The 23,452-nt window shown below is 72.2% G+C and carries 20 protein-coding genes; 8 read left to right on the forward strand and 12 right to left on the reverse strand.

Annotated features, from left to right (window positions below; genetic code table 11):
- The first annotated feature begins 27 nt into the window (after positions 1-27).
- The 3 genes from ACIF83_RS01380 to ACIF83_RS01390 all read left to right on the forward strand — a co-directional run bounded on the left by ACIF83_RS01380 (position 28) and on the right by ACIF83_RS01390 (position 5,837).
- Positions 28-3,768, forward strand: a complete 3,741-nt coding sequence (locus tag ACIF83_RS01380; RefSeq protein ID WP_393464326.1) for an ABC transporter ATP-binding protein — start codon at positions 28-30, stop codon at positions 3,766-3,768.
- Positions 3,769-3,885: 117 nt separating this feature from the next.
- Positions 3,886-4,278, forward strand: coding sequence for a hypothetical protein (locus ACIF83_RS01385; protein WP_393464329.1), 393 nt, complete (start codon positions 3,886-3,888; stop codon positions 4,276-4,278).
- Between the two features lie 134 nt (positions 4,279-4,412).
- Positions 4,413-5,837, forward strand: a complete 1,425-nt coding sequence (locus tag ACIF83_RS01390; RefSeq protein ID WP_393464332.1) for a S28 family serine protease — start codon at positions 4,413-4,415, stop codon at positions 5,835-5,837.
- Between the two features lie 227 nt (positions 5,838-6,064).
- On the opposite strand, the gene ACIF83_RS01395 is transcribed toward ACIF83_RS01390, so the two are convergent.
- The 3 genes from ACIF83_RS01395 to ACIF83_RS01405 form a co-directional block, all read right to left on the reverse strand.
- Complete coding sequence (locus ACIF83_RS01395; RefSeq protein WP_399722694.1) at positions 6,065-6,688, reverse strand: hypothetical protein; 624 nt, start codon at positions 6,686-6,688, stop codon at positions 6,065-6,067.
- A gap of 170 nt (positions 6,689-6,858) precedes the next feature.
- Positions 6,859-8,694: a glycoside hydrolase family 3 protein gene (locus tag ACIF83_RS01400; protein WP_399722696.1), complete on the reverse strand. Its 1,836-nt coding sequence runs from the start codon at positions 8,692-8,694 to the stop codon at positions 6,859-6,861.
- 284 nt (positions 8,695-8,978) lie between these two features.
- Positions 8,979-9,830: a haloalkane dehalogenase gene (locus ACIF83_RS01405; RefSeq protein WP_398138925.1), complete on the reverse strand. Its 852-nt coding sequence runs from the start codon at positions 9,828-9,830 to the stop codon at positions 8,979-8,981.
- Positions 9,831-9,954: 124 nt separating this feature from the next.
- On the opposite strand from ACIF83_RS01405, the gene aroA reads away from it, so the two are divergent.
- Together aroA and ACIF83_RS01415 are read left to right on the forward strand one after the other, a co-directional pair.
- The gene (aroA, locus tag ACIF83_RS01410; RefSeq protein WP_393464344.1) at positions 9,955-11,190 is read left to right on the forward strand and encodes a 3-phosphoshikimate 1-carboxyvinyltransferase; all 1,236 of its coding nucleotides are present in this window, start codon (positions 9,955-9,957) and stop codon (positions 11,188-11,190) included.
- Between the two features lie 57 nt (positions 11,191-11,247).
- Positions 11,248-11,838: an alpha/beta hydrolase gene (locus ACIF83_RS01415; protein WP_398138923.1), complete on the forward strand. Its 591-nt coding sequence runs from the start codon at positions 11,248-11,250 to the stop codon at positions 11,836-11,838.
- On the opposite strand, the gene ACIF83_RS01420 is transcribed toward ACIF83_RS01415, so the two are convergent.
- The 5 genes from ACIF83_RS01420 to ACIF83_RS01440 form a co-directional block, all read right to left on the reverse strand.
- Entirely contained in the window at positions 11,816-13,075 is a 1,260-nt protein-coding gene (locus ACIF83_RS01420) for an MFS transporter (RefSeq protein WP_393464350.1), read from the reverse strand. The genes ACIF83_RS01415 and ACIF83_RS01420 overlap by 23 nt on opposite strands.
- Before the next feature lie 154 nt (positions 13,076-13,229).
- On the reverse strand, positions 13,230-14,030 hold the full coding sequence (locus ACIF83_RS01425) for a sugar phosphate isomerase/epimerase family protein (RefSeq protein WP_393464353.1): 801 nt from the start codon (positions 14,028-14,030) through the stop codon (positions 13,230-13,232).
- Between the two features lie 16 nt (positions 14,031-14,046).
- Positions 14,047-14,976 (reverse strand): GNAT family N-acetyltransferase, encoded by a 930-nt coding sequence (locus ACIF83_RS01430; protein ID WP_399722699.1) that lies wholly within the window; start codon positions 14,974-14,976, stop codon positions 14,047-14,049.
- Positions 14,977-15,289: 313 nt separating this feature from the next.
- Positions 15,290-15,766, reverse strand: a complete 477-nt coding sequence (locus tag ACIF83_RS01435) for a hypothetical protein (RefSeq protein WP_393464359.1) — start codon at positions 15,764-15,766, stop codon at positions 15,290-15,292.
- 15 nt (positions 15,767-15,781) lie between these two features.
- Entirely contained in the window at positions 15,782-16,828 is a 1,047-nt protein-coding gene (locus ACIF83_RS01440; protein WP_393464362.1) for a LacI family DNA-binding transcriptional regulator, read from the reverse strand.
- Between the two features lie 279 nt (positions 16,829-17,107).
- On the opposite strand from ACIF83_RS01440, the gene ACIF83_RS01445 reads away from it, so the two are divergent.
- Genes ACIF83_RS01445 through ACIF83_RS01455 form a run of 3 tightly spaced genes read left to right on the forward strand, consistent with a single transcriptional unit; the run spans position 17,108 to position 20,240 of the window.
- Positions 17,108-18,259 (forward strand): Gfo/Idh/MocA family protein, encoded by a 1,152-nt coding sequence (locus tag ACIF83_RS01445; RefSeq protein ID WP_393464365.1) that lies wholly within the window; start codon positions 17,108-17,110, stop codon positions 18,257-18,259.
- Positions 18,256-19,407 carry a dihydrodipicolinate synthase family protein gene (locus tag ACIF83_RS01450; protein WP_399722702.1) on the forward strand — a complete coding sequence of 384 codons (1,152 nt, stop codon included), beginning with the start codon at positions 18,256-18,258 and terminating at the stop codon, positions 19,405-19,407. The genes ACIF83_RS01445 and ACIF83_RS01450 overlap by 4 nt, the downstream gene beginning before the upstream one ends.
- A gap of 32 nt (positions 19,408-19,439) precedes the next feature.
- Positions 19,440-20,240, forward strand: coding sequence for a sugar phosphate isomerase/epimerase family protein (locus tag ACIF83_RS01455; RefSeq protein ID WP_399723137.1), 801 nt, complete (start codon positions 19,440-19,442; stop codon positions 20,238-20,240).
- A gap of 48 nt (positions 20,241-20,288) precedes the next feature.
- Here the strand turns inward: ACIF83_RS01455 and ACIF83_RS01460 are convergent, their stop codons facing one another.
- The 4 genes from ACIF83_RS01460 to ACIF83_RS01475 all read right to left on the reverse strand — a co-directional run bounded on the left by ACIF83_RS01460 (position 20,289) and on the right by ACIF83_RS01475 (position 23,343).
- Positions 20,289-20,759, reverse strand: coding sequence for a lamin tail domain-containing protein (locus ACIF83_RS01460; protein WP_393464371.1), 471 nt, complete (start codon positions 20,757-20,759; stop codon positions 20,289-20,291).
- Between the two features lie 103 nt (positions 20,760-20,862).
- Positions 20,863-21,786 (reverse strand): phosphotransferase, encoded by a 924-nt coding sequence (locus ACIF83_RS01465; RefSeq protein ID WP_393464374.1) that lies wholly within the window; start codon positions 21,784-21,786, stop codon positions 20,863-20,865.
- A gap of 268 nt (positions 21,787-22,054) precedes the next feature.
- Entirely contained in the window at positions 22,055-22,444 is a 390-nt protein-coding gene (gene rbsD / locus ACIF83_RS01470; RefSeq protein ID WP_393464377.1) for a D-ribose pyranase, read from the reverse strand.
- Positions 22,441-23,343, reverse strand: coding sequence for a ribokinase (locus ACIF83_RS01475; RefSeq protein WP_393464380.1), 903 nt, complete (start codon positions 23,341-23,343; stop codon positions 22,441-22,443). The genes rbsD and ACIF83_RS01475 overlap by 4 nt, the downstream gene beginning before the upstream one ends.
- Positions 23,344-23,452 lie beyond the last annotated feature (109 nt).

Raw genomic sequence — 23,452 nt, forward strand, 5'->3', positions numbered from 1 at the left:
GAGCAGATCTCGACGGGAGGCACCGGCGTGGCAGCGCATCGGGGATGGGCACGACGGCTGGCGGGCTACGCCTGGCGGTATCCGAAGGACGTCGTCCTCGCCCTCGGATCCTCCCTGGCCGGCATGGCCGTGCTGGCCGTGGTCCCGCTGATCACCAAGGTGATCATCGACGACGTCATCGGCGACCACAGCCGCTCCATGGCCCCGTGGGCCGGCGCGCTGCTCGGCGCGGCCGTCCTCGTCTACGCCCTCACCTACATACGTCGCTACTACGGCGGCCGGCTCGCCCTCGACGTCCAGCACGACCTGCGGACCGAGATGTACGACACGATCACCCGCCTCGACGGCCGCCGCCAGGACGAGCTGTCCACGGGGCAGGTGGTCGGCCGGGCCACCAGCGACCTCCAGCTGATCCAGGGCCTGCTCTTCATGCTCCCGATGACCATCGGGAACGTCCTGCTCTTCCTGATCTCCCTGGCGATCATGGCCTGGCTGTCGCTGCCGCTGACCCTGGTCGCCCTGGCCGTGGCCCCGGCCCTCGGCTGGATCGCCCGGCGCAGCCGCAGCAAGCTCCATCCCGCCACCTGGTACGCCCAGGCCCAGGCCGCCGCCGTGGCCGGTGTGGTCGACGGCGCCGTGAGCGGCGTACGCGTGGTGAAGGGCTTCGGGCAGGAGGACCAGGAGACCGGGAAGCTGCGCGAAGTCGGCCGCCGCCTCTTCGCCGGACGCCTGCGGACCATACGCCTGAACAGCAAGTTCACCCCCGCGCTCCAGGCCGTCCCGGCCCTCGGCCAGGTGGCCATGCTGGCCCTCGGCGGCTGGCTCGCGGTCCGCGGGCACATCACCCTCGGCACCTTCGTCGCCTTCTCCACCTACCTCGCCCAGCTGGTCGGCCCGGTCCGCATGCTCGCCATGGTGCTCACCGTCGGCCAGCAGGCCCGCGCCGGCACCGAGCGCGTCCTGGAGTTGATCGACACCGAGCCGACCCTGAAGGACGGCACGAAGACCCTCCCGGCCGACGCGCCCGCCACCGTCGAGTTCGACGACGTGTCGTTCGGGTATGCGCGCGCCCCCGGCAAAACCAGCCCGGTGCTCGAAGGGCTCAGCTTCGAGATCCGGCCGGGGGAGACCCTGGCCGTCGTCGGCTCCTCCGGCTCCGGCAAGTCCACCCTCTCCCTGCTCCTGCCGCGCTTCTACGACGTCACCCACGGCGCCGTCCTGATCGGCGGGCACGACGTGCGCGAGCTGACCCTGGACTCGCTCCGCGCGGCGATCGGACTGGTCCCCGAGGATTCGTTCCTCTTCTCCGACACCGTCGGCAACAACATCGCCTACGGCCGCCCGGACGCCACTCAGGAGGAGATCGAGGCCGCTGCCCGCGCCGCCCAGGCGGACCGTTTCATCGCCGAGCTGCCCGAGGGCTACGACACCAAGGTCGGCGAGCAGGGCCTGACCCTCTCCGGCGGCCAGCGCCAGCGCGTCGCGCTCGCCCGCGCCCTGCTCACCGACCCGCGCCTGTTGGTCCTGGACGACGCGACCTCGGCCGTGGACGCCCGCGTGGAGCACGAGATCCACGAGGCGCTCAAGCACGTCATGGAGGGCCGCACCACCCTCCTCATCGCCCACCGCCGCTCCACCCTGGGCCTCGCCGACCGCATCGCCGTCCTGGACGGCGGTCGGCTCGCCGACCTCGGCACGCACGACGAACTCCAGGAGCGCTCCGCCCTCTACCGCCGTCTGCTGACCGACCCGGACGAGCTGGGCGGGGTCTCCCCGGGCCACGCCCGCCCGGCCCTGCCGCAGGAGGACATGTCCGTCCGCGAGGAGCTGGACGCCGAGTTCGACGCCGAGCGCGGGGTCACCCCGCGGCTGTGGACCGGCGACCGCGAGCCCAAGGATCCGGCGCTCTCCGGCACCCCGGCCACCCCCGAACTCCTCACCCAGGTCGAGGCGCTGCCCGCGGCCACCGACACCCCCGACATCGACGAGGCGCGCGCGGTACGCCCCGAGGAGTCGTACGGCCTGCGCCGTCTGCTCCACGGCTTCGGCGCCCCCCTTCTCGTCAGCCTGCTGCTGGTCGCCGTGGACGCGGGCGCCGGCCTGCTGCTGCCGGTGCTGATCCGGCACGGCATCGACCAGGGCGTCACGAAGGCGGCCCTCGGCGCGGTGTGGGCGGCCTCCCTGCTGGGCCTGTTCACCGTGCTGGTGCAGTGGGCCGCGCAGATCGGCGAGACCCGGATGACCGGCCGTACCGGCGAACGCGTCCTGTACTCGCTGCGCCTGAAGATCTTCGCCCAGCTCCAGCGGCTCGGCCTCGAGTACTACGAGCGCGAGCTGACCGGCCGGATCATGACGCGGATGACGACGGACGTCGACGCCCTCTCGACCTTCCTGCAGACCGGCCTGGTCACGGCGTTCGTGTCGGTCGTCACCTTCTTCGGCATCATGGGCGTCCTGCTGGTGCTCGACGTCCAGCTCGCCCTGGTCGTCTTCGCCACCCTGCCCCCGCTGATCGTCGCCACCTACTTCTTCCGCCGGGCGAGCGTGAAGGCGTACGAACTCGCCCGTGAGCGGGTGTCGTTGGTCAACGCAGACCTCCAGGAGTCGGTGGCCGGGCTCCGGATCGTGCAGGCCTTCCGGCGCGAGCGGGACGGCGGGCGGCGGTTCGCCGAGCGCAGCGACAGCTATCGCCAGGCCCGTATCCGGGGCCAGTGGCTGATATCCGTCTACTTCCCGTTCGTGCAGCTGCTGTCCTCGGTGGCCGCGGCGAGCGTCCTGATCGCGGGCGCGGGCCGCATCGAGGCGGCCACGCTCACCACCGGCGCCCTGGTCGCCTACCTCCTCTACATCGACCTGTTCTTCGCCCCGGTCCAGCAGCTCTCCCAGGTCTTCGACGGCTACCAGCAGGCCACGGTCTCTCTGGGCCGCATCCAGGAGCTGCTGCGCGAGCCGGCCTCCACGAAGTCCGCCGACGAACCCCTCGAAGTCCTCTCCCTGCGCGGCGACATCGCCTTCGAGGACGTGCACTTCGCGTACGGCGCCGCCGACGAGGCCGAGGAGGCCCTGACCGGCATCGACCTGACGATCCCGGCCGGTCAGACCGTGGCCTTCGTCGGCGAGACGGGCGCCGGCAAGTCGACGCTGGTCAAGCTGGTGGCCCGGTTCTACGACCCCACCTCCGGCCGGGTCACGGCCGACGGCACGGACCTGCGCACCCTGGACCTGACCTCGTACCGGCACCGCCTCGGTGTGGTCCCGCAGGAGGCGTACCTCTTCCCGGGCACCATCCGCGACGCCATCGCCTACGGCCGCCCGGACGCCACCGACGCCGAGGTCGAGGCGGCGGCACGGGCGGTCGGCGCGCACGAGATGATCGCCACGCTCGACGGCGGCTACCTCCACGAGGTCGCCGAGCGCGGCCGCAACCTCTCGGCGGGCCAGCGGCAGCTGATCGCGCTCGCCCGTGCCGAACTGGTCGACCCCGACGTCCTCCTCCTCGACGAGGCCACGGCCGCCCTGGACCTGGCCACCGAGGCCCAGGTCAACCAGGCCACCGACCGCCTGGCGGGCCGCCGTACGACGCTGGTGGTCGCCCACCGGCTGACCACGGCCGCCCGCGCGGACCGGGTGGTGGTCATGGACCACGGCCGGGTGGCGGAGGACGGCACCCACGACGAACTCCTCGCCCTCGGCGGTCGGTACGCCGACCTGTGGCGGACGTTCGTGGGCGAGTCCGAACCCGAGGAGCCGGTGGGAGTGACCCGCTGAGGCAGGCTGCCGGTCGACAGTTCTCCTGACGGCCGTGCAACCATCCGACACATGTCATGCGTCCGTACATCAGTACGGTCATCGGCCATGCATGACGGCGGTACGGGGAGGACAACAGTGGACAGTGGTGCGATACGCCGACGCCTGGCGATGGGCGCGGCCGTCCTGGCCGGATCCCTAGGGCTCGCGCTCGCGGTGCCAGGCACCGCCAGTGCGGCGGTGGACCGCTCCTGCGCCGGGCGCGAGGTGAGAGCCCTGCCCTTCAGCACCGGCACTGTGCACGTCTTCAAGCGCAACGGCTACGTCTGCGCCGTCACCATCGCCCGGAACCCCGGCGCCACGCGCGTGATGTCGGTCAGCGTGCAGGCCCGCGGCAACCGCCCGGTCGTGGACAAGGGCCTGTACAAGCACCGCGCGGGCCCGGTGACGGTCCACGCGGGCCAGCGCTGCGTGTGGGTGAAGGGCACGGTGGGCCGGGATTCGGTCAGCTCCGGCTGGATCCTCTGCTGACGGCCTACCGAATCCCGCACCGCTCGGCGTGCTGATTCCTGTGCTGATCGCGAACATCACCCAATCCCCCCTGGTGTGACGGCAGTTGCTCCGATAGCTTCCGGCGCACATCTGTCTCACAGGGGAGAGTGCGCATGCGCAAGGTGCTCAGATGGCTGCTGGCGCTCATGGTGTTCATAGGCACGTTGAGCACAGCGGGCGCGGCCACCGCCGCACAGTCCGAGCCCACCGACATCAAGGACCGGCTCCTGTCGATACCCGGCATGAGCCTGATCCAGGAGAAGCCGTATCCCGGCTACCGCTACTTCGTTCTGAACTACACGCAGCCGGTCGATCACCGGCACCCGGACCGCGGAACCTTCCAGCAGCGCATCACCGTGCTGCACAAGGACGTCAGCCGCCCCACGGTCTTCTACACCAGCGGCTACAACGTCTCCACGAACCCGTCCCGCCGCGAGCCCACCCAGATCGTGGACGGCAACCAGGTCTCCCTGGAGTACCGCTTCTTCACACCCTCCCGCCCCGACCCGGCCGACTGGTCCAAGCTGGACATCTGGCAGGCGGCGAGCGACCAGCACCGTGTCTACGAGGCGCTGAAGCCGATCTACTCCGCCAACTGGCTGGCCACCGGCGGCTCCAAGGGCGGCATGACGGCCACCTACTACGAGCGCTTCTACCCCCGCGACATGGACGGCGTGGTGGCCTACGTCGCCCCCAACGACGTCGTCAACAACGAGGACTCGGCCTACGACCGCTTCTTCGCCGGCGTCGGCACCAAGGAGTGCCGGGACCGGCTGAACGCGGTCCAGCGTGAGGCGCTGGTCCGCCGAGAGCCGCTGGAGGCGAAGTACGCCCAGTACGCCGCCGACAACCACTACACCTTCGACACCATCGGCGGCCTGGACAAGGCCTACGAGGCGGTCGTCCTCGACTACGTCTGGGGCTTCTGGCAGTACAGCCTGCTGAAGGACTGCGACTCCGTCCCCGCGAACGCGGCGACCGCGACGGACGACGCGATCTGGGACTCGGTCGACACCATCTCGGGCTTCTCGGCCTACACCGACCAGGGCCTCGAGCAGTACACCCCGTACTACTACCAGGCGGGCACCCAGCTGGGCGCTCCGACGATCCACTTCCCGCACGTCGAGAAGGGCCTGATCCGGTACGGCTACCAGCCGCCGCGCAACTTCGTGCCGCGCTCGATCCCGATGCGCTTCCAGCCGTTCGCGATGCGGGACGTGGACACGTGGGTCCGGCACCGCGCCCGGCACATGCTGTTCGTCTACGGCCAGAACGACCCGTGGGGGTCGGAGCGCTTCCGGCTCGGCGCGGGGGCCCGTGACTCGTACGTCTTCACGGCACCCGGGCTGAACCACGGGGCGAATGTCGCCGGGTTGGTGTCCGAGGAGAAGGCACTGGCGACGGCACGGATTCTGCAGTGGGCGGGCGTTGCGTCACCCACGGTCGAGAAGAACCCGTCGGCTGCGAAGCCGCTGGCTCGGTTTGACTCCAAGCTGGATGTGCGGGGCGTGGAGAGGGAGCCGGCGTTGCGTCCGTGACGCGCCGGTTCGACAGCTGATGACGGCGGGGTCGGCGTGGCCGACTCCGCCGTCGTGGCCAGGAGCGGGTAAGCAGATCGCGGCCCGAGCATGCCTTCTCGGAGTGCTCCGCGCTCGAAGCACTCGGTGCGATGAGATCGACCTGACGAACACACGCGGCCGGCACAGCCGGCTTCCGGCACCCCTGGCGTATGCCACAGCTCGAACTGGGCCGTACGAAGGAGGCGTCACACCGGCCGGGCGCACCCCACCGGCCGCCGCCCGCCCAGCTCGACGTAGAGCACCGTCGACGCAGGGCACGCGGACCGCTCGGTGACCGCCTTCGTGACCTCGTACTGCGGTGTCCGCCGCCCCGACCCGTCGCACGCCGTCTCCCGCACCTGACCGCCGCCCGAGTCGTACACGCAGTCGCCGGGGATCGTGCGGGGGCCGCCGCCGGCGCCCGGGTCGCCGGGGTGCGGGGGTTCGAGGTTGCGCATGCAGGCGTAGCCCCGGGGGATCGCGCCGTCGCCGTCCTCGTCGTCCTGCGGTCGCTGTTCGCTGATGTGCAGCACGAAGTCGGTGGTCGGCGGGCACAGTGGGCCGTCGGTGGTCGTGCCGTCGTAGCGGGCGGCGACCCTGGCGGCGGCCCGCTCGCTGGTGCAGGGGACCTCGGTGAAGCTGGTGGTGCCGAAGGAGCTGCACTCGCCGACCGCGAGGAACTGGGCGCCGTAGCCGGAGGGGAGGGCGGTGGCGGGCCGGGCGTTGCCCACCGGGGTGTCCGCATGGCCCTGGCAGCCGCTGAGCAGGGCGGCAAACGCGGCCGCCAGGGCGGCGAGGGCAGGGGTGGGTGGCAGGAGGCGGTACGCCACCCTTGCGGCACCCTTCCCGCGCATTGCCAACCCCCCAAGAAACCCCTGTTCAGGTATTGCCAATCCCCCAGACACCCCCCGCCCAGCGTGGCCCCGGTGCTGGGGCCACGTCAGGCGAACAGTGGGGTTTCATCCCTTTGGGTGTGTTGTGCCCGGTGTGTGACGTACGTCTAGTACGTCAGTCCGTGGCCGAGGGGGTACAGCACCTGCGTCGGATCGTCCGCCCGCTGCACCGGCACCGGGAGCCTGCCTCGTGGCTTCACCCGTCCGGCGATCACCCGTGCGGCGGCGCGCAGTTCGACATCGGTCCAGGAGTAGGTCGCCAAGTGGGCCTTGGCGGAGGGGAGCTGGGCCACGTCGTAGGGGTTGCGGATGGCGACGGCCACCACCGGGGTGCCGGTGGCGAGCAGTTGTTCGACCAGGGTCCGCTGGGTGCTGCCCGCCGTCACGTTGTACGTCCCGACGACCACCGCGTCCGCGTCCTGCGCCGCCGCCACCGCCTTGGCGATGGCCGTCGTGGAGGGCGCGGTCCCGGTGGACAGGGCGGTGGCGGTGAAGCCCAGTTCGGTGAGGGCGGTGGCCAGGACCGAGGTGGGCGGGCCGGTGGTGCCGGACGGGGAGGCAGGGTCGGCGCCGACGACCAGGATCCTGGGCTCGGTGCGGGGGTCCAGGGGGAGGGTCTCGTCCTCGTTGACCAGCAGGGTTGTGGTTCGTTCGGCGATCCGGTCCGCTGTGGCCAGGTGGGATTCCGTGCCCACCGCGCGGTCGACGCCGGACCGGGGGACGTATGCGCTGTCGAGCAGTCCGAGGCGCGCCTTCAGGCGAAGGATGCGCAGGATCGATTCGTCCAGGCGGGTCTCGGTCAGCTCGCCGTTCCGGACCGCGTTCAGCACCGCGTGCCAGGCCACGTCGATCGAGGGCGGGTTGAGCAGCTGGTCGACGCCGGCCTTCAGGGCCAGCACCGGCACCCGGTCGTCGCCGTACTTGGTGCGCACGCCCTCCATGCCGAGGGAGTCGGTGACCACGACCCCGTCGTAGCCGAGTTCGCCGCGCAGGATGCCGGTGAGGATCGGGTGGGACAGGGTGGCCGGGTCGCCGGAGTCGTCGAGGGCCGGGAACTGGATGTGGGCCGTCATGATCGAGTCGATGTCCGCGGCGATCGCCGCCCGGAAGGGGACGGCGTCCAGCTTCTCCCACAGGTCGCGGCTGTGTGTGATGACCGGGAAGCCGGTGTGGCTGTCGACGGCGGTGTCGCCGTGCCCCGGGAAGTGCTTGGCGGTCGCCGCGACCCGGGAGGTCTGATAGCCCCTCACCTCGGCCGCCACCAGGGCCGCCACCGCGTCCGGGTCGGCCCCGAAGGACCGTACGCCGATGACCGGGTTGGCCGGGTTGACGTTCACGTCGGCGTCGGGGGAGTAGTCCTGGTTGATGCCCATGGCCCGGAGTTCCGCGCCGGAGATGCGGCCGAGGGTGCGGGCGTCGGACCGGGAGCCGGCCGCGCCGATCGCCATCGCGCCCGGGAACAGCGTGGCCGGCTTGCCCACCCTGCACACGATGCCGTGCTCCTGGTCGGTGGCGATGAGCAGCGGCAGGCCGCGGGGCAGCTCCAGGGAGGCCTGCTGGATGCCGTTGGACAGGTCGGCGATCTGGTGGGGGTCGCGGGTGTTGTGGGCCCAGGTGAAGTAGATGATCCCGCCGACCCGGTACTTCTCGATCAGCTCGGCGGCCGTGCGGACGCCGATCTCCTTGAGGTTGGCGTCGATGTCGGCCTGGTCGGGGGCGGTGGCGGAGTGGCCGTAGACCCGCATCACGAAGAGCTGGCCGACCTTCTCCTCCAGGCTCATACGGGAGACGAGGGCGCGGAGTGCGCGGTCGTGCGAGGCGGCGGCGTGGGCGACGCCGGCCGGTGCGGTCAGCGCGGCGGTGAGGCCCGCGGTCGCGGCGAGGACGGTCCGTCTGGACGGTCGTGCGGTGTTTCCCGTGCTTCCCGTGCTGGTGTCGTGCACGTGCGCTCCTTCCAGAGGAGAACCGCTGAAGGAAACTTCCGAGGAGTCACCAATATCCGGGAAGTTTCTTTCCGTCAAGAGACTGCACAGTAAGCCAGGATGAGGCCGCCATCGGCGCTTGGGAGGGGGGCGCGCCGATGGCGGTGGGCTGTCGGGTGTGATGCGGCGGAGAGGGTGCGTCGGCGTTCGCGGCCTGCGGCGAGGGCCGACACCGCATCACGGACTCGTCCGGCAGCTTGCGGGTTGGACGGGTGGACGGGCCGGCGGGTTCCCGTGGCGGGCGGTCAGCGCAGTCCGTGCCGGTCGGCCCAGGCGGAGACGGCCGCCGCGATCTCGGCCGGCCGGTCCTCCGTGGCGTGGTGGCCGGCCGGGCCGCAGTGGACCGCCTCCAGGCCCGCCAGGTGGGCGGCGCACCACTCGGCCGTCTCCGGGCCGATCAGCAGGGTCGGCGAGCCCTCGAAGGTCAGCAGTAGCTTGGGCACGTCGGGGCTCTTGCCCAGCCAGGCGTCATAGGCCTCGATACGGGCCACGAGCTCGGCGGGTTCGCCGCCCAGCGGCAGCTGGCGCGCCCAGGAGAGCAGGGGGCGGCGGCTGTCGCGGGTGGGGTAGGGCGCGAGGTAGGTCTCCACCTCGGCGTCGGGCAGGGGGGTGAGGACACCGCCGGAGTAGGCCTGTCGGACGAAGAGGTTCTCGTCCAGCATCCGCTCGCCCTCGGCCGAGCGGATCGTCTCGGAGCGCTTGCGGGCCTGCGGGCTCAGCTCCTCCCATGCCATCGGCTTGACGATGGTCTCGAAGAAGGCGATGCCGCGCACCCGCTCCGGGTGCCGCGCGGCCCAGTCGAAGGCGAGCGCGCCGCCCCAGTCGTGGCCCACCAGGACCACGTCGTCCAGGCCGAGCGCGTCGAACCAGGCGTCCAGGTAGCGGGCGTGGTCGTCGAAGCGGTAGGTGAGGTCCGGCTTGCCCGAGCGGCCCATGCCGATCAGGTCGGGGGCGAGCAGACGGCCGGCGCCGATGCGGGGCAGCACGTTGCGCCAGGTGTGCGAGGAGGCGGGGTTGCCGTGCAGGAAGACGAAGGGAGTACCGCTTCCGGACTCCTCGTGGTGGATGGCCGAGTCGAGGACTGGAGTCGTGGGCATGCGAATACTGTACATAGCTATTATATCCATGGCTACTATTTGGGCTGGGCCGTCCGCGACGCGCGCAGGTCCAGCCCCTGGACATTCCGCCCATCCGCCCGTGCGACGGACCATCATGACGGCCATGCCCGCAGTCGACATCCCCGGTTCCAAGTCCATCACCGCCCGCGCGCTCTTCCTCGCGGCCGCCGCCGACGGCGTCAGCACCCTCGTACGGCCCCTGCGCTCCGACGACACCGAGGGCTTCGCCGAGGGCCTGGTCCGGCTCGGCTACCGGGTGGGCCGCACCCCGGACGCCTGGCAGGTGGACGGCCGCCCGCAGGGCCCGGCGCTCGCCGAGGCCGACGTGTACTGCCGCGACGGCGCCACCACCGCCCGCTTCCTGCCCACCCTCGCGGCCGCGGGCCACGGCACCTACCGCTTCGACGCCTCCCCGCAGATGCGCCGGCGCCCCCTCGGCCCGCTCACCCGGGCCCTGCGCGACCTGGGCGTCGACCTGCGGCACGAGGAGGCCGAGGGCCACCACCCGCTGACCGTCCGGGCGGCCGGGGTCGAGGGCGGCGAGGTCGTGCTGGACGCCGGTCAGTCCTCCCAGTACCTCACCGCGCTGCTCCTGCTCGGCCCGCTGACCCGGGGCGGCCTGCGGATCCGGGTGACCGACCTGGTCTCGGTGCCGTACGTGGAGATCACGCTGGCCATGATGCGGGCGTTCGGCGTCGAGGTGGTCCGGGACGGCCAGGTCTTCGAGGTCCCGGCCGGCGGCTACCGGGCCACCACCTACGCGATCGAGCCGGACGCCTCGACCGCGAGCTACTTCTTCGCCGCTGCGGCCGTCACCCCGGGCCGCGAGGTGACCGTGCCGGGCCTCGGCTCCGCCGCCCTCCAGGGCGACCTGCGGTTCGTCGAGGTGCTGCGGCGGATGGGCGCGGAGGTGGACGTCGCCGCGGACCGGACGACCGTACGCGGCACGGGAGTTCTGCGCGGCCTGACCGTCAACATGCGGGACATCTCCGACACCATGCCGACCCTCGCCGCGATCGCACCCTTCGCCTCCGGCCCGGTCCGCATCGAGGACGTGGCCAACACGCGGGTCAAGGAGTGCGACCGGCTGGAGGCCTGCGCGGAGAACCTGCGCCGGCTCGGCGTGGACGTGGCGACCGGTCCCGACTGGATCGAGATCCGGCCCGGCACACCCCTGCCGGACGTCGGGATCAAGTCCTACGGCGACCACCGCATCGTGATGTCCTTCGCGGTGACCGCACTGCGCACGCCCGGGCTGACGTACGACGATCCCGGCTGCGTACGGAAGACGTTCCCGGGCTTCCACGAGGCGTTCGCGGCACTGGGCGCGACCACCTGACGGGACGGTGGCCGTCCCCGCTGGACCGGAGGGGAGGGCTCGGAAATCATCGAACGCATGACCACGCGCTCGTATCTCGTCCTGCACGGCTGGCAGAACCGACGGCCCGAGGACCACTGGCAGCACTGGCTCGCCGACCGGCTCACCGCCCTGGGGCACCGGGTCACCTACCCGCAGCTGCCCGACCCGGACGACCCGGACCTCGAGGTGTGGCTCGGTGAACTGGCCCGGCACCTGGCGGAGCTGGACGACTCGGGCGAGCGGGTCGTCGTCGCGCACAGCCTTTCCGCCGTGCTGTGGCTGCACGCCGCGGCCCGGGGCATGAAGGAACAGCGGTACGCGGACCGGGTGCTGCTCGTCGCACCGCCGTCCGGGTCCGTTCTCGCCCGGTACCCGGAGGTGGCGGCCTTCGCGCCTCCCGCCCTCGACTTCGTCCTGCCCGGCCGGACCCGGCTCGTCGCGGGCGACGGCGACCCGTACTGCCCCGAGGGCGCCGGCCCCGTCTTCGGCGAGCCGCTCGGCATTCCCACCGACATCGTTCCGGGCGCCGCCCACCTCGACCTGGACGCCGGTTACGGCTCCTGGCCGGCCGTGCTCGACTGGTGCCTGGTCGGCTCGGCACCGCTCACGGCGCGTCCGGAGCAGTAGTACCGTCCGCCGACTCGGCTCCCCCGGAGCGCAGTTCCGGAGTCGTGGCCGCGACCGCCCCCACCGCCAGGACGCACATCAGGCCGCCGGTGACCAGGGCGGTCGCCCCGGAGCTCCAGCCGGCGACCAGGCCGCCCCGGACGTTGCCGAGGCTGGGGCCCGCCTGGCCGACGATCGCCTCGGCCGCCGTGACCCGGCCGAGCAGCGCGTCCGGGGTGAGCGTCTGCACGATCGTGGACCGGGAGACGACCGACGTGGCGTCCGCCGCCCCGGCCACGACGAGCAGGGCGAGGCCGATCCAGGGGTTGGCCGACAGACCGAAGGCCACCAGGGCCGCACCCCAGGTGCCGGAGGCGCACAGCATCACCGTGCCCGGCCGGCCGAGCCGGGTCAGCGAGCCGGACAGCGCCGTGGCCGCGACGCCGCCCACCGCGAGGGCCGACAGGAGCAGGCCGAGGGTGCGCGGACCGTTCCCGAACCGCTCGGCGTTGACCAGCGGGAACAGGCTCACCGGGAAGGACAGCACGGTGGCGGCGAGGTCGGTGATCAGCGCGCCCCGCACCACCCGGTGCCCGCCCAGGAACCGCAGCCCGTCCAGCACCCCGTGCAGCCCCGCCCGCGACGGCTCGCCCTCCGGTGGCAGCGCGGGCAGCCCGAAGGCGCCGTAGAAGGCGACACCGAAGCTGAGCGCGTCCAGCAGATAGCAGGCGCCGATGCCCAGCCAGCCCAGCAGCACACCGGCCAGGGCGGGGCCGAGCAGGAACATCGTCTGGCCGGTGATCTGGTTCAGGGCGAGACCGGCGGCCACCTGGTCCTTGGGCAGCAGCCGCGGCACGAAGACACCGGCCGCCGGGGCACCGAGCGCACCGAAGCCCGACTGGACGGCGACCAGCGCGAGCACCGCCGCCACCGGGACGTGCCCGGTGAAGCCCTGCACCGCCAGCAGCAGCGAGCAGACGGACTGGCCCACGGTGGCCGTCAGGAAGATCCGACGCCGGTCGGCGCGGTCCACCCGGGCCCCCGCGAACAGCCCGAACACCACCAGCGGCAACGCCTGAGCCAGCCCCACCGCACCGGTCCACGCCGTGCTGCGGGTCATGTCCCACACCTGGTACATGACCGTCACCAGGGTCATGGCCCCGCCGAGCAGCGACACGGTCCGCCCCGCCAGCAGCCGCCGGAAGACGGGCGACGTACGCAGCGGCCGCACGTCGATGAGCGAGCGGGCGAGGCTCATGAGAGGAGACGGGGGCAGGCGAGGGTGCGGGGTGCGGGCTGCGGAATCACCGGGGGAGGGTATGCGGGGGCCCTACGGCCCGGCCAGCGAATTATCCGGGCCCGGGGGCCGGCAGCACACCGCTGCCCGAAGCCGGTCCGATCCGCCGGACGGGCTAGGCAGCCTCTCCCAGCAGCCGTACGAGGTGATCCCGGCCCGCGCTCAGCAGGCCCGGAAGCGGGGCCGCCGACTCGTACCACCGCTTCTCGTACTCCCAGCACAGCCAGCCGTCCCAGCCGTGGCGGCAGAGGACGTCCACACACTCGGTGAGCGGGAGGACGCCCGCGCCGAGCGGCAGCGGGGTGGTGTCCTCGGCCGAAGCGATGTCCTTGACCTGGACGTAGCCGAGGTGCGGGGCGAGGGCCGCGTAGCTGTCCGAGGGCTGCTCGCCGCCCAGCCAGGTGTGCATCACGTCCCACAGCGCGCCCACCTGCCGGTGGCCGACCGGGCCGAGGACACGGATCGCGTCGGCGCCGGTGCGGTGCGAGTCGTGGGTCTCCAGCAGGATCCGCACACCGAGCGCGGAGGCGTCCTCGGCGGCGGAGCCCAGCCGCCGGGCGGCGACGGCGTCGGACTCCTCGCGGGGCCGGTCCGGGTCGGCGCCGGGGAAGACCCGGACGAACGGGGCGCCCAGGTCGTGCGCCAGCTGGAGGAGTTGACGGATCTCGTCCAGGACGGGGGTGTCGTCGCCGGGCGCGGCGACGCGCGCGTACCCGGCGAGGCCCAGCACCTCGACCCCGGCCCCCTTGAACAGCGCGGCCGTCTCGGCCCGCTCGGCGGCGGCGAGGCCCGGGTGCACCGGCTCCTCCGGATGGGCGCGCAGTTCGACGCCGTGATACCCGTGCGCGGTCGCGAGCGCCAGGACCTCAGGGACGGGCAGGCCGGGGACACCGAGAGTGGAGAACGCCAGCTTCATGCTCGGACCCTACTCGTCACACGCCCGATCCGTGCAGATCCAACCGCCAGTCCTGCCCCACCAGATCCTTGCCGAAGGAGCGGTGCGGCCGCTCGGCGACGAGTACGAAGCCGTGCCGCTGGTAGAGGTGCCGGGCGCTGCTGAGCACGTCGTTGGTCCACAGCACCAGGTCGCGGTAGCCGACCCCGCGCGCGAAGCCGACCACGGCCCGCACCAGCCGGTCGCCGATACCGTGCCCGCGCGCGTCGGGCTCCACCAGGAGCAGCCGCAGCCGCGCGGTGGCCGGCACGTCGTCCCGCACGCACATCACACACCCCACCGGCCGCCCGTCCAGCTCCGCGATCCACACCCGCTCCAGATGCGGGTCGTGGTCCTGGGCGAAGTCGGCGACGATCTTCGCCACCAGCCCCTCGTAGTCGGCGTTCCAGCCGTACTCGGCCGCGTACAGGGCGGCGTTGCGCTGCACGATCCAGCCGAGGTCACCGGGCAGCGGCTCCCGCAGGACGACCTCACCCGGCGTCCCCTTCTCGCCCCCGAGAATGCCCCGGATGGTCCCCATCGCCTCCGCCAGCCGTGGCCGGTCCTCCGGGGCCACGGTGTCCAGCAGCGCCCCCACCGTCTCCCGCGCCCGCTCGTCCAGCAGCGCGGCGGCCTCCTGCCCGGCCGTGGTGAGCGTGACGCTCCTGCGGCGCGGATCCGCCGCGGACGGCCCGCGCTCGATCAGACCCGCTTCCTCGAACTTGTTGAGGATGCGGCTCAGATAGCCGGCGTCCAGCGCGAGCCGGGTGCGCAGGTCGGCCGCGTCCAGATGCCGGTCGTGCGCGAGTTCGTACAGGACCCGGGACTCGGTGAGGGTGTACGGCGCGTACAGGTGACGGCCGTAGTCGAGGGCGCCGATGACGCCGGTGTAGAAGCGGTTGAAGGCGCGGACGTCCTGGACGGTCATGATCGCCCCCGGATGCTTGACTCAGTCAGAGATGCCGTTCCTCCGAGGCTAAGCCCGCGGCACCGCGCCGTCCACCGTCCACGACCGGGCATTGAGGGCCGCCGAGGGCGGGGTCGGCCGCACCCCTTCTCTTGCCGATCGGCTCAACTCGCAGCGGAAGCAGTCGTGTCCGACACGCCCGGGGACGACGAGCTGACCTGGGAGAACTCCGTGCGCGTGCCGGTCGCGGAGGCGGTGCTGATGAGCGTCGCGGCCGATGAACTGGGCCACGACGAGACGCGTGTCGATACTCCCTGGCCGGCGGTCTTGTGGTTCACGGCGGCGAAGACCGCCCCTGCCGCGGAAGCTCATCGGCGCGCACGCGCCGGACTCGGAACGGTGTCTCCCGTACCGCGACAGCGTCGACCCCCGCGGCCCGCAGCTTCCGCGCGAGCAACTCCGTCTCCGGAAGCGTCCCGCCGTACTCCCCGGCCACCACCTGCTCCACAAGGGCACGGATCTCCGTCAGCCCGACGCCGAGCCGCTCCCGAAGCACGCGCATGACGGCCGGCCTCCGCGCCGAGGCCCCCAGCCGCAAAACGGTCCGCCCGTGCTCCGTGAGCATCCGCTCCCGCATCCCGGTCGGCAGGTCCCTCCCGCACACGGTCGTCCCGCTCCCGCAGGCCGGGCACGCCGTCTCGGTGTCCCACCGCAGCGAGTCGTCGTCCAGCAGCACCTGTACGCCGTGCCACTGCGCGGTGGCACGGCAGGACGGGCAGGGCACCGGGCCCTGGAGGGACTCGACGATCACCGGCACCCTCTTCGCTCAGCCGCGCGGCACCCCGGTGGACCCCCGCACCATCAACTCCCCGCGCACCGAGGCGATCCCGCCCGGCGGCGGCTCCTCGCGGCCCATCGCGATCCGTCCCGCCCGGGCCCCCGCCTCGGACAGCGGCAGCCGCACCGTCGTGAGAGACGGCACCGCGTCGATGCTGAACGGGAGGTCGTCGAAGCCGGCCACGGACACGTCCTCGGGGATCCGCAGCCCCGAGTCGCGCAGCGCGGCACACGCGCCCAGTGCGACGGAGTCGTTCGCGGCCACGATCGCCGTCAGGGAGGGGTCCCGGCGCAGCAGCTCCAGCGTGGCCTCGTAACCGGACCGGCGGTCGTAGCGGCCGTGGACCGTCCAGCGAGGGTCGTCCGCCATGCCCGCCGCCGCCAGCGCGGCCCGGTGGCCCTCCAGGCGGTGCCGGGTGGTGGTCCGCTCCTCGGGGCCGGCGATGTAGCCGAGCCGGCGGTGGCCGAGGCCGATGAGGTGGTCGGTGAGTGCGCGGGCGCCCCCGCGGTTGTCGAAGGTCAGCGCTATGGCCTCGGTGTCCGGCGCCGGCGGCCGCCCGCACAGCACCACCCGTGTCCCGGCCTCCGCCAGCTTCCGCAGCTTCGCCGCCACCGCCGCCGCGTGCGGCGCGTTCTCCACGGCCCCGCCGGTCAGCACCACGGCCGCGGCCCGCTGCCGCTGCAGCAGGGTCAGGTAGGTCAGCTCGCGTTCGGGCGAACCGCCCGTGTTGCAGACGACCGCGAGGCGTTCGCCGCCCGCCCGGCCGCCCGGGCCCCCGATCTCGCCCTGGATCGCACTCGCCATGATCCCGAAGAAGGGGTCCGCGATGTCGTTCACGAGGATGCCGACGAGGTCGGAAGTAGCCGCGGCGAGTGCACTGGCAGGGCCGTTGAGGACGTAGTCCAGCTCGTCCACGGCCCGCAGCACCCGCTCCCGCGTGGAGGCGGCCACCGGGTAGTTCCCGTTCAGCACGCGCGACACCGTCGCGGGGGAGACCTGCGCGCGGGCCGCCACATCCGCCAAGGTCACCGTCATCTGTCGTCCTCCGGTCGCGCATCTGATCGCGCATTGGTGCTCATACGTCCACGTAGACAGGCCGCGCCCGGCCACGGTTCCGTGCGGTGTCGAGCAGACCTTAAGGCCAAGCACCCGAGTTGTTCGCCCCCTCGAACAACTCGAAGAGGACACGGTCTTGTACAGACCACAGTTCAGAGGCTAGCTTCTCTGGATAGAAAGCGCTTGCTGCACTGCGCTGGACGCTGACGACGCTGCTGATGCCGACCGGGGCGCCCGGCGCCCACGAAGGGGACTGACGTGACACGCAAGACGGTGCGTATCGCCATGAACGGCGTGACCGGGCGCATGGGCTACCGCCAGCACCTCGTCCGGTCGATCCTCGCCCTGCGCGAACAGGGCGGCCTCGACCTCGGCGACGGCACCGTGCTGTGGCCCGAGCCGATCCTGCTCGGTCGCCGCGAGCACGCCCTCAGGGAGATCGCCGACCGGCACGGCCTGGAGCACGTCTCCACCGACGTGGACGCCGTCCTCGCCGACCCGACCGTCGACATCTACTTCGACTCCCAGGTCACCTCGGCCCGCGAGGAGTCGATCAGGAAGGCGATCGCGGCCGGCAAGCACATCTACACCGAGAAGCCCACCGCCACGGGACTGGAGGGCGCCCTGGAGCTGGCCCGCCTGGCCGACGAGAAGGGCATCAGGCACGGCGTCGTCCAGGACAAGATCTTCCTCCCCGGCCTCCTCAAGCTGAAGCGCCTGATCGACGGCGGCTTCTTCGGGCGGATCCTGTCCGTGCGGGGCGAGTTCGGCTACTGGGTCTTCGAGGGCGACTGGCAGCCCGCCCAGCGCCCCTCGTGGAACTACCGTGCCGAGGACGGCGGTGGCATCGTCGTCGACATGTTCCCGCACTGGGAATACGTGCTGCACGAGCTGTTCGGCCGGGTGACCTCGGTCCAGGCCCTCGCCACCACCCACATCCCGCAGCGCTGGGACGAACACGGCAAGCCCTACGACGCGACCGCCGACGACGCCGCCTACGGCATCTTCGAGCTGGAGGGCGGCGCGATCGCCCAGATCAACTCCTCCTGGGCGGTCCGCGTCAACCGCGACGAGCTGGTGGAGTTCCAGGTGGACGGCACCGAGGGCTCGGCGGTCGCCGGCCTGCGCAACTGCCGTGCCCAGCACCGCGGTGCGACCCCCAAGCCGGTCTGGAACCCGGACATCCCCGCCACCGAGGTCTTCCGCGACCAGTGGCAGGAGGTGCCGGACAACGCCGAGTTCGACAACGGCTTCAAGGCCCAGTGGGAGCTGTTCCTGAAGCACGTCTACGCCGACGCCCCGTACCACTGGGACCTGCTGGCCGGCGCCCGCGGCGTCCAGCTCGCCGAGCTGGGCCTGAAGTCCTCGGCCGAGGGCCGCCGCATCGACGTACCGGAGATCGCGCGGTGACCATCCGACTCCCCGGCCCCGCCGGTGCCCTGCGGACGTACGAGCCCCGGACCGAACCGCTCGCGCCGACACCCGGCACCCCCTTCACCTCCCGCACGGTCTTCTCGGCGGCACACGTCGTGGCCGACCCGTTCGCGGACACCACCCCCGACTCACCCGCCGCCGTCGACTGGGACGCCACCCTCGCCTTCCGCCGCCACCTGTGGTCCCACGGGCTCGGTGTCGCCGAGGCGATGGACACCGCCCAGCGCGGGATGGGCCTGGACTGGGCGGGCGCGGCCGAGCTGATCCGCCGGTCCGCGGCGGAGGCGCACGGCGTGGGCGGCCGGATCGCCTGCGGCGTCGGCACCGACCAGATCGCCGGCGGGACCCTGGCCGAGATCCGCGCCGCCTACGAGGAGCAGCTGGCGGTCGTGGAGGAGGCGGGCGCCCAGGCCGTCCTGATGGCGTCCAGGGCACTCGCGGCCGCCGCCCGCGGCCCCGAGGACTACCTGGAGGTCTACGGCCATCTGCTCCGCCAGGCCGCCGAGCCGGTGATCCTGCACTGGCTGGGCCCGATGTTCGACCCCGCCCTGGAGGGCTACTGGGGCTCACCGGACCTCGACGCGGCCACCGAGACCTTCCTGGAGGTCATCGCCGGGCACCCGGACAAGGTCGACGGCATCAAGGTCTCGCTGCTGGACGCCCAGCGCGAGATCGACCTGCGCCGCCGCCTCCCGCGGGGCGTGTGCTGCTACACCGGTGACGACTTCAACTACCCCGAGCTGATCGCGGGCGACGAGCAGGGCTTCAGCCACGCCCTGCTCGGTGTCTTCGACCCGCTGGGCCCGCTGGCGGCCGAGGCGGTACGGGTCCTGGACACGGGGGACACGGACGGTTTCCGCGCGCTGCTCGATCCCACGGTCGACCTGTCCCGCCACCTCTTCCAGGCCCCGACCCGCTTCTACAAGACCGGCGTCGTGTTCCTGGCCTGGCTGGCGGGCCACCAGTCCCACTTCACGATGGTCGGCGGCCTCCAGTCGGCCCGCTCCCTGCCCCACTTCGCCCGCGCCTACGAACTCGCCGACGGTCTCGGCCTGTTCCCGGACCCGAAACTGGCCGAGGAACGCATGAAGAACCTGCTGTCGCTGTACGGGGTGAACCAGTGAGCACCGGACTCGAACGCCTCTCCATCAACCAGATGACGGTCAAGCAGCTGTCTCTTCCCGAACTCGTGGACGCCTGCGTGCAGTCGGGCGTGCCGGGAGTGGGGCTGTGGCGCGAGCCGGTCCGGTCGTACGGTGTGGAGGCGACCGCCAAGCTGGTCCGTGACGCGGGCCTGACGGTGACGACCCTGTGCCGGGGCGGCTTCTTCACGGCGATCGACCCGGCCGAGCGGGAGCAGGCCCTGGCCGACAACCGCCGGGCGATCGACGAGGCGGCCGCGCTCGGCACGGACACCCTCGTCCTGGTCTCGGGAGGCCTCCCCGCCGGCTCTCGCGACCTGCACGGCGCCCGCGAACGCATCGCCGACGCGCTGGCGGAGCTGGGCCCCTACGCCGAATCCCACGGCGTACGCCTCGCCATCGAACCCCTGCACCCCATGTACGCGTCGGACCGCTGCGTGGTCTCCACCCTCGCCCAGGCCCTGGACCTCGCCGAGCGCTTCCCCGCGCACCAGGTGGGCGTGACCGTGGACACGTACCACATCTGGTGGGACGACCGGGCCCCCGCCCAGATCGCCAGGGCGGGCGCGGCCGGCCGCATCCACACCTTCCAGCTCGCCGACTGGACCACCCCCCTGCCCGAGGGCGTCCTCAACGGCCGCGGCCAGATCGGCGACGGCTCGATCGACATGCGGGAGTGGAAGGGGTACGTGGAGGCGGCCGGTTACACCGGGCCGATCGAGGTCGAGCTGTTCAACGAGCGGTTGTGGACCCGGGACGGGCGGGAGGTGCTGGCGGAGACGGCGGAGCGGTTCGTGACGCATGTCGCCGGTTGAGCGCCGAGGGGCCCCCGCCCGCGTGGCAGGGGCCCGGCACGGCGATGCTCAGCTCTCGTTGTGGCAGTTGTACGGGTTGGGATCGTCGAAGTCGTGCCCGGCGAAGCAGCTCTTGAAGTCGTAGCCGTTGGGCTTGAACAGGAACGCCATGTCCTGGGTGTTGTTCCAGATGTAGTTGCCGCTGCCCCAGTACAGGTGGCCGGCGGTGTTGGTGCCCCGGCCGGTGTGCAGCTTGACCGTCTTGCCCGCGCCGATCTTGTACGACGGCAGCACATAGCGGTGCCCGGCCGTGTCCTCGACCGACCAGCCCTTCAGCTGCACCGCGGCGGAGGTGCCGTTGTGGATGTTGATCCACTCGTTGTTCAGGCTCGTGTTCGAGCGGGTGTCACTGCCCGGGCTGTCGTACTGCCAGCCGCCGAAGTGAACGGTCTTCGGATCGGTGGCGGCGTTGGCCGGAGTGGTGGCAAGGGCGCCGGCGGCCACGACGGCAGCGGCGATCAACACGGGGTACTTCTTCACGACGGTCCCTCCCTGAGCATGCAGAAACCCCTGCTCAGCGCTGCGATGCGCCAGAGCTGAGGGCGGCTGACATGGTGACACATCGCACGTGTGATCCCATGTGTCACTCCGTGCCGAACCACGCCTGCGCGAGCGAGGGCAGCGTCTCCTCGGCAGGTACGGGCAGTTCCTTCAGGTACCAGGGGAGATCGCTGTACACGTGCAGCAGCGTGTACGCGAGCAGTTGGGACGGGTCGAAGGTGTGGCCGTACGCCCCGGTCAGCCGGGCCAGCAGGGCCGGATCGGCGCGGGTGACGAACAGGCCGACGCCCACGAAGTCGTACGCACGGTCACCGATCATGGCCGGCTCGAAGTCGAAGAGCCCGGTCAGGCGCCAGCCGTCGGGATCGACGAGGAAGTGCTGCCGCATGACCTCGGTGTGCAGCAGGGAACGACGCGGGGCGCGCGGCAGGGAGACCGAGGCGAGGAAGTCCGGGATCTGCTCCAGCCAGGCGTCCGGCAGTCGTTCGGCGCGCTGCTGCGCCACGGCACCGGCGGCCTGGCGGTCCACGAAGGTGCCCCAGTCCCCGGGGCCGAGCACGTCCGCGAGGGGATCGGGGTCGAGGGAGTGCAGCACCGCCAGGGTCTCGCCGATCTCGGTGACGAGCCGCTCACGGTGGCTGCGCGGCACCCGGTCCCACGCTTCGGCCAGGTTCTCCCCACGGAGGCGGGACATCAGGACGTACCGCCAGCCGTTCTCGCAGGCGCCGAACCCGCGCACCTGCGGTGTCGGCACCGGCAGCCGGCCCTGGAGGTGGGTGAGGACACGCCCTTCGGCTTCGCCGTCCCCTGCGCAGGCTCCGGGGAACAGCTTGAGAACGTGCTCGTCACCCACGGCGTAGACGGGCTGTGAGCCGTCCGGGAAGCGGGTCAGCGGTGCGCCGGCCAGACCGAGGCGGGCGCACAGGGCCTCCGCTCCCGGGCGCATCACCGTCTCGTCGGGGACGACCGCGTCCCACTCCTCGTCCGTTTCCACCGGAGGCAGCATGACCGGACCGTAGGCCGGTGGGTCCCGGGGAGCAACGGAATTTCAGGGCCCTCGCAAGGCCGGCAAAAAAGTCTCGCGGGCCGTACAACCCTTGCCCCACCTGGTGTGTCGTACCGTGCGTCAGAACTTCTGGGGGGATTCCGGGGGGGATTCCGGGGGGTTCTGATACGGAGGGGAAAGCCGAGGGGGCGTACCCGGTCGACGGACCGGGTACGCCCCCTCGAAACTTCACGGCGTCGGTGACGTCAGGGCCTAGGACGTCAGGGACTCAGAAGAACACCCCGCATCGCAGCAGCACGTTCGCGTACGGCCGTGCCTCCCCGGTGCGCACCACCAGCCGCGCTCCGGCCGACAGCTCCTTCAGCCGCTCGTGCGGGACCAGCGTCAGGCCGGGGAAGTGCCCGTCCAGCAGTGCGGCCGCCGCCGGATTCGCGCCCCGTATTTCCTCCGCCGCCGTGGCCCCTTCCAGCACCAGCTCGGCCAGCAGCCCGTCCAGCACTTCGGCGAAGGACGGGACACCGGCGCGGAAGGCGAGGTCCACCACCCGTGGACCGTCCGGTATCGGCATGCCCGCGTCGCACACCAGGACCTCGTCGCCGTGCCCCAGTTCGGCCAGCGCACCGGACAGGTGGCGGTTGAGAATGCCCGCCTTCTTCACAGGGAGTCGACCTCCGGCGCCGTCGGGTACGACTCCTGGGCGCCCCGCTTCGTCACCGCCGCCGCACCGACCCGGGCCGCGTAGGCCGCGGCCTCGGCCAGGGCGGAGCCCGAGCCCAGCTTCCAGGCCAGCGCCGCCGTGAACGCGTCGCCCGCCCCGGTCGTGTCCACCGCGTCCACCTTCACCGAAGGCACCCGGGTCACACCGGAGGAGTCGGCCACCAGTGCTCCCTCCGCGCCCAGCGTCACCACCACCGAGCGCGGGCCCTTGGCCAGCAGCAGCCGTGCCCAGTCCTCGGGCTCCTCGCTCACGCCCAGGTCGCCGAGGAGCACCCGTGCCTCGTGCTCGTTGACGATCAGCGGATCGCAGGCGGCCAGCACCTCCGTGGGCAGCGGGCGCGGCGGGGACGGGTTCAGCACGAACCGGCTGCCCTCGGCGAGGTTCCGTACGACCTCCACGACCGTCTCCAGCGGGATCTCCAGCTGCGCCGACACCACCCGGGAGGCGAGGAGGAGGCTGACGGCGGCCCGGACGTCGGCCGGAGTCAGACGGGCGTTGGCGCCGGGGGACACCACGATGCTGTTGTCCCCGGAGGGGTCGACGGTGATGAGCGCGACACCCGTCGGGGCCCCGCCCACCAGTACGCCCACCGGGTCCACCCCGGCCGCGCGCTGCGAGTCGAGCAGCAGCCGGCCGTGGGCGTCGTCGCCGACCCGGGCCAGCAGTGCCGTACGCGCCCCGAGCCGGGCGGCCGCGACCGCCTGGTTGGCGCCCTTGCCGCCCGGGTGGACGGCGAGGTCGCCGCCGAGCACCGTCTCGCCGGCGGCCGGCCGCCGCTCGACGCCGATCACCAGGTCGGCGTTGGCCGAACCCACGACCAGGAGGTCGTAGTCGTACATGGAATTGACTCCCCTAAGAGATGGCCCGATGCGAGCCCGAGAAACGGCCCGGGGCGGGCGGTCGCCACCAACTGTGCACGACCGCCCGCCCGTTCGCCCCAGCCGCTGC

It is taken from the genome of Streptomyces sp. NPDC085866, from assembly GCF_044541035.1.
Taxonomy (GTDB): domain Bacteria; phylum Actinomycetota; class Actinomycetes; order Streptomycetales; family Streptomycetaceae; genus Streptomyces.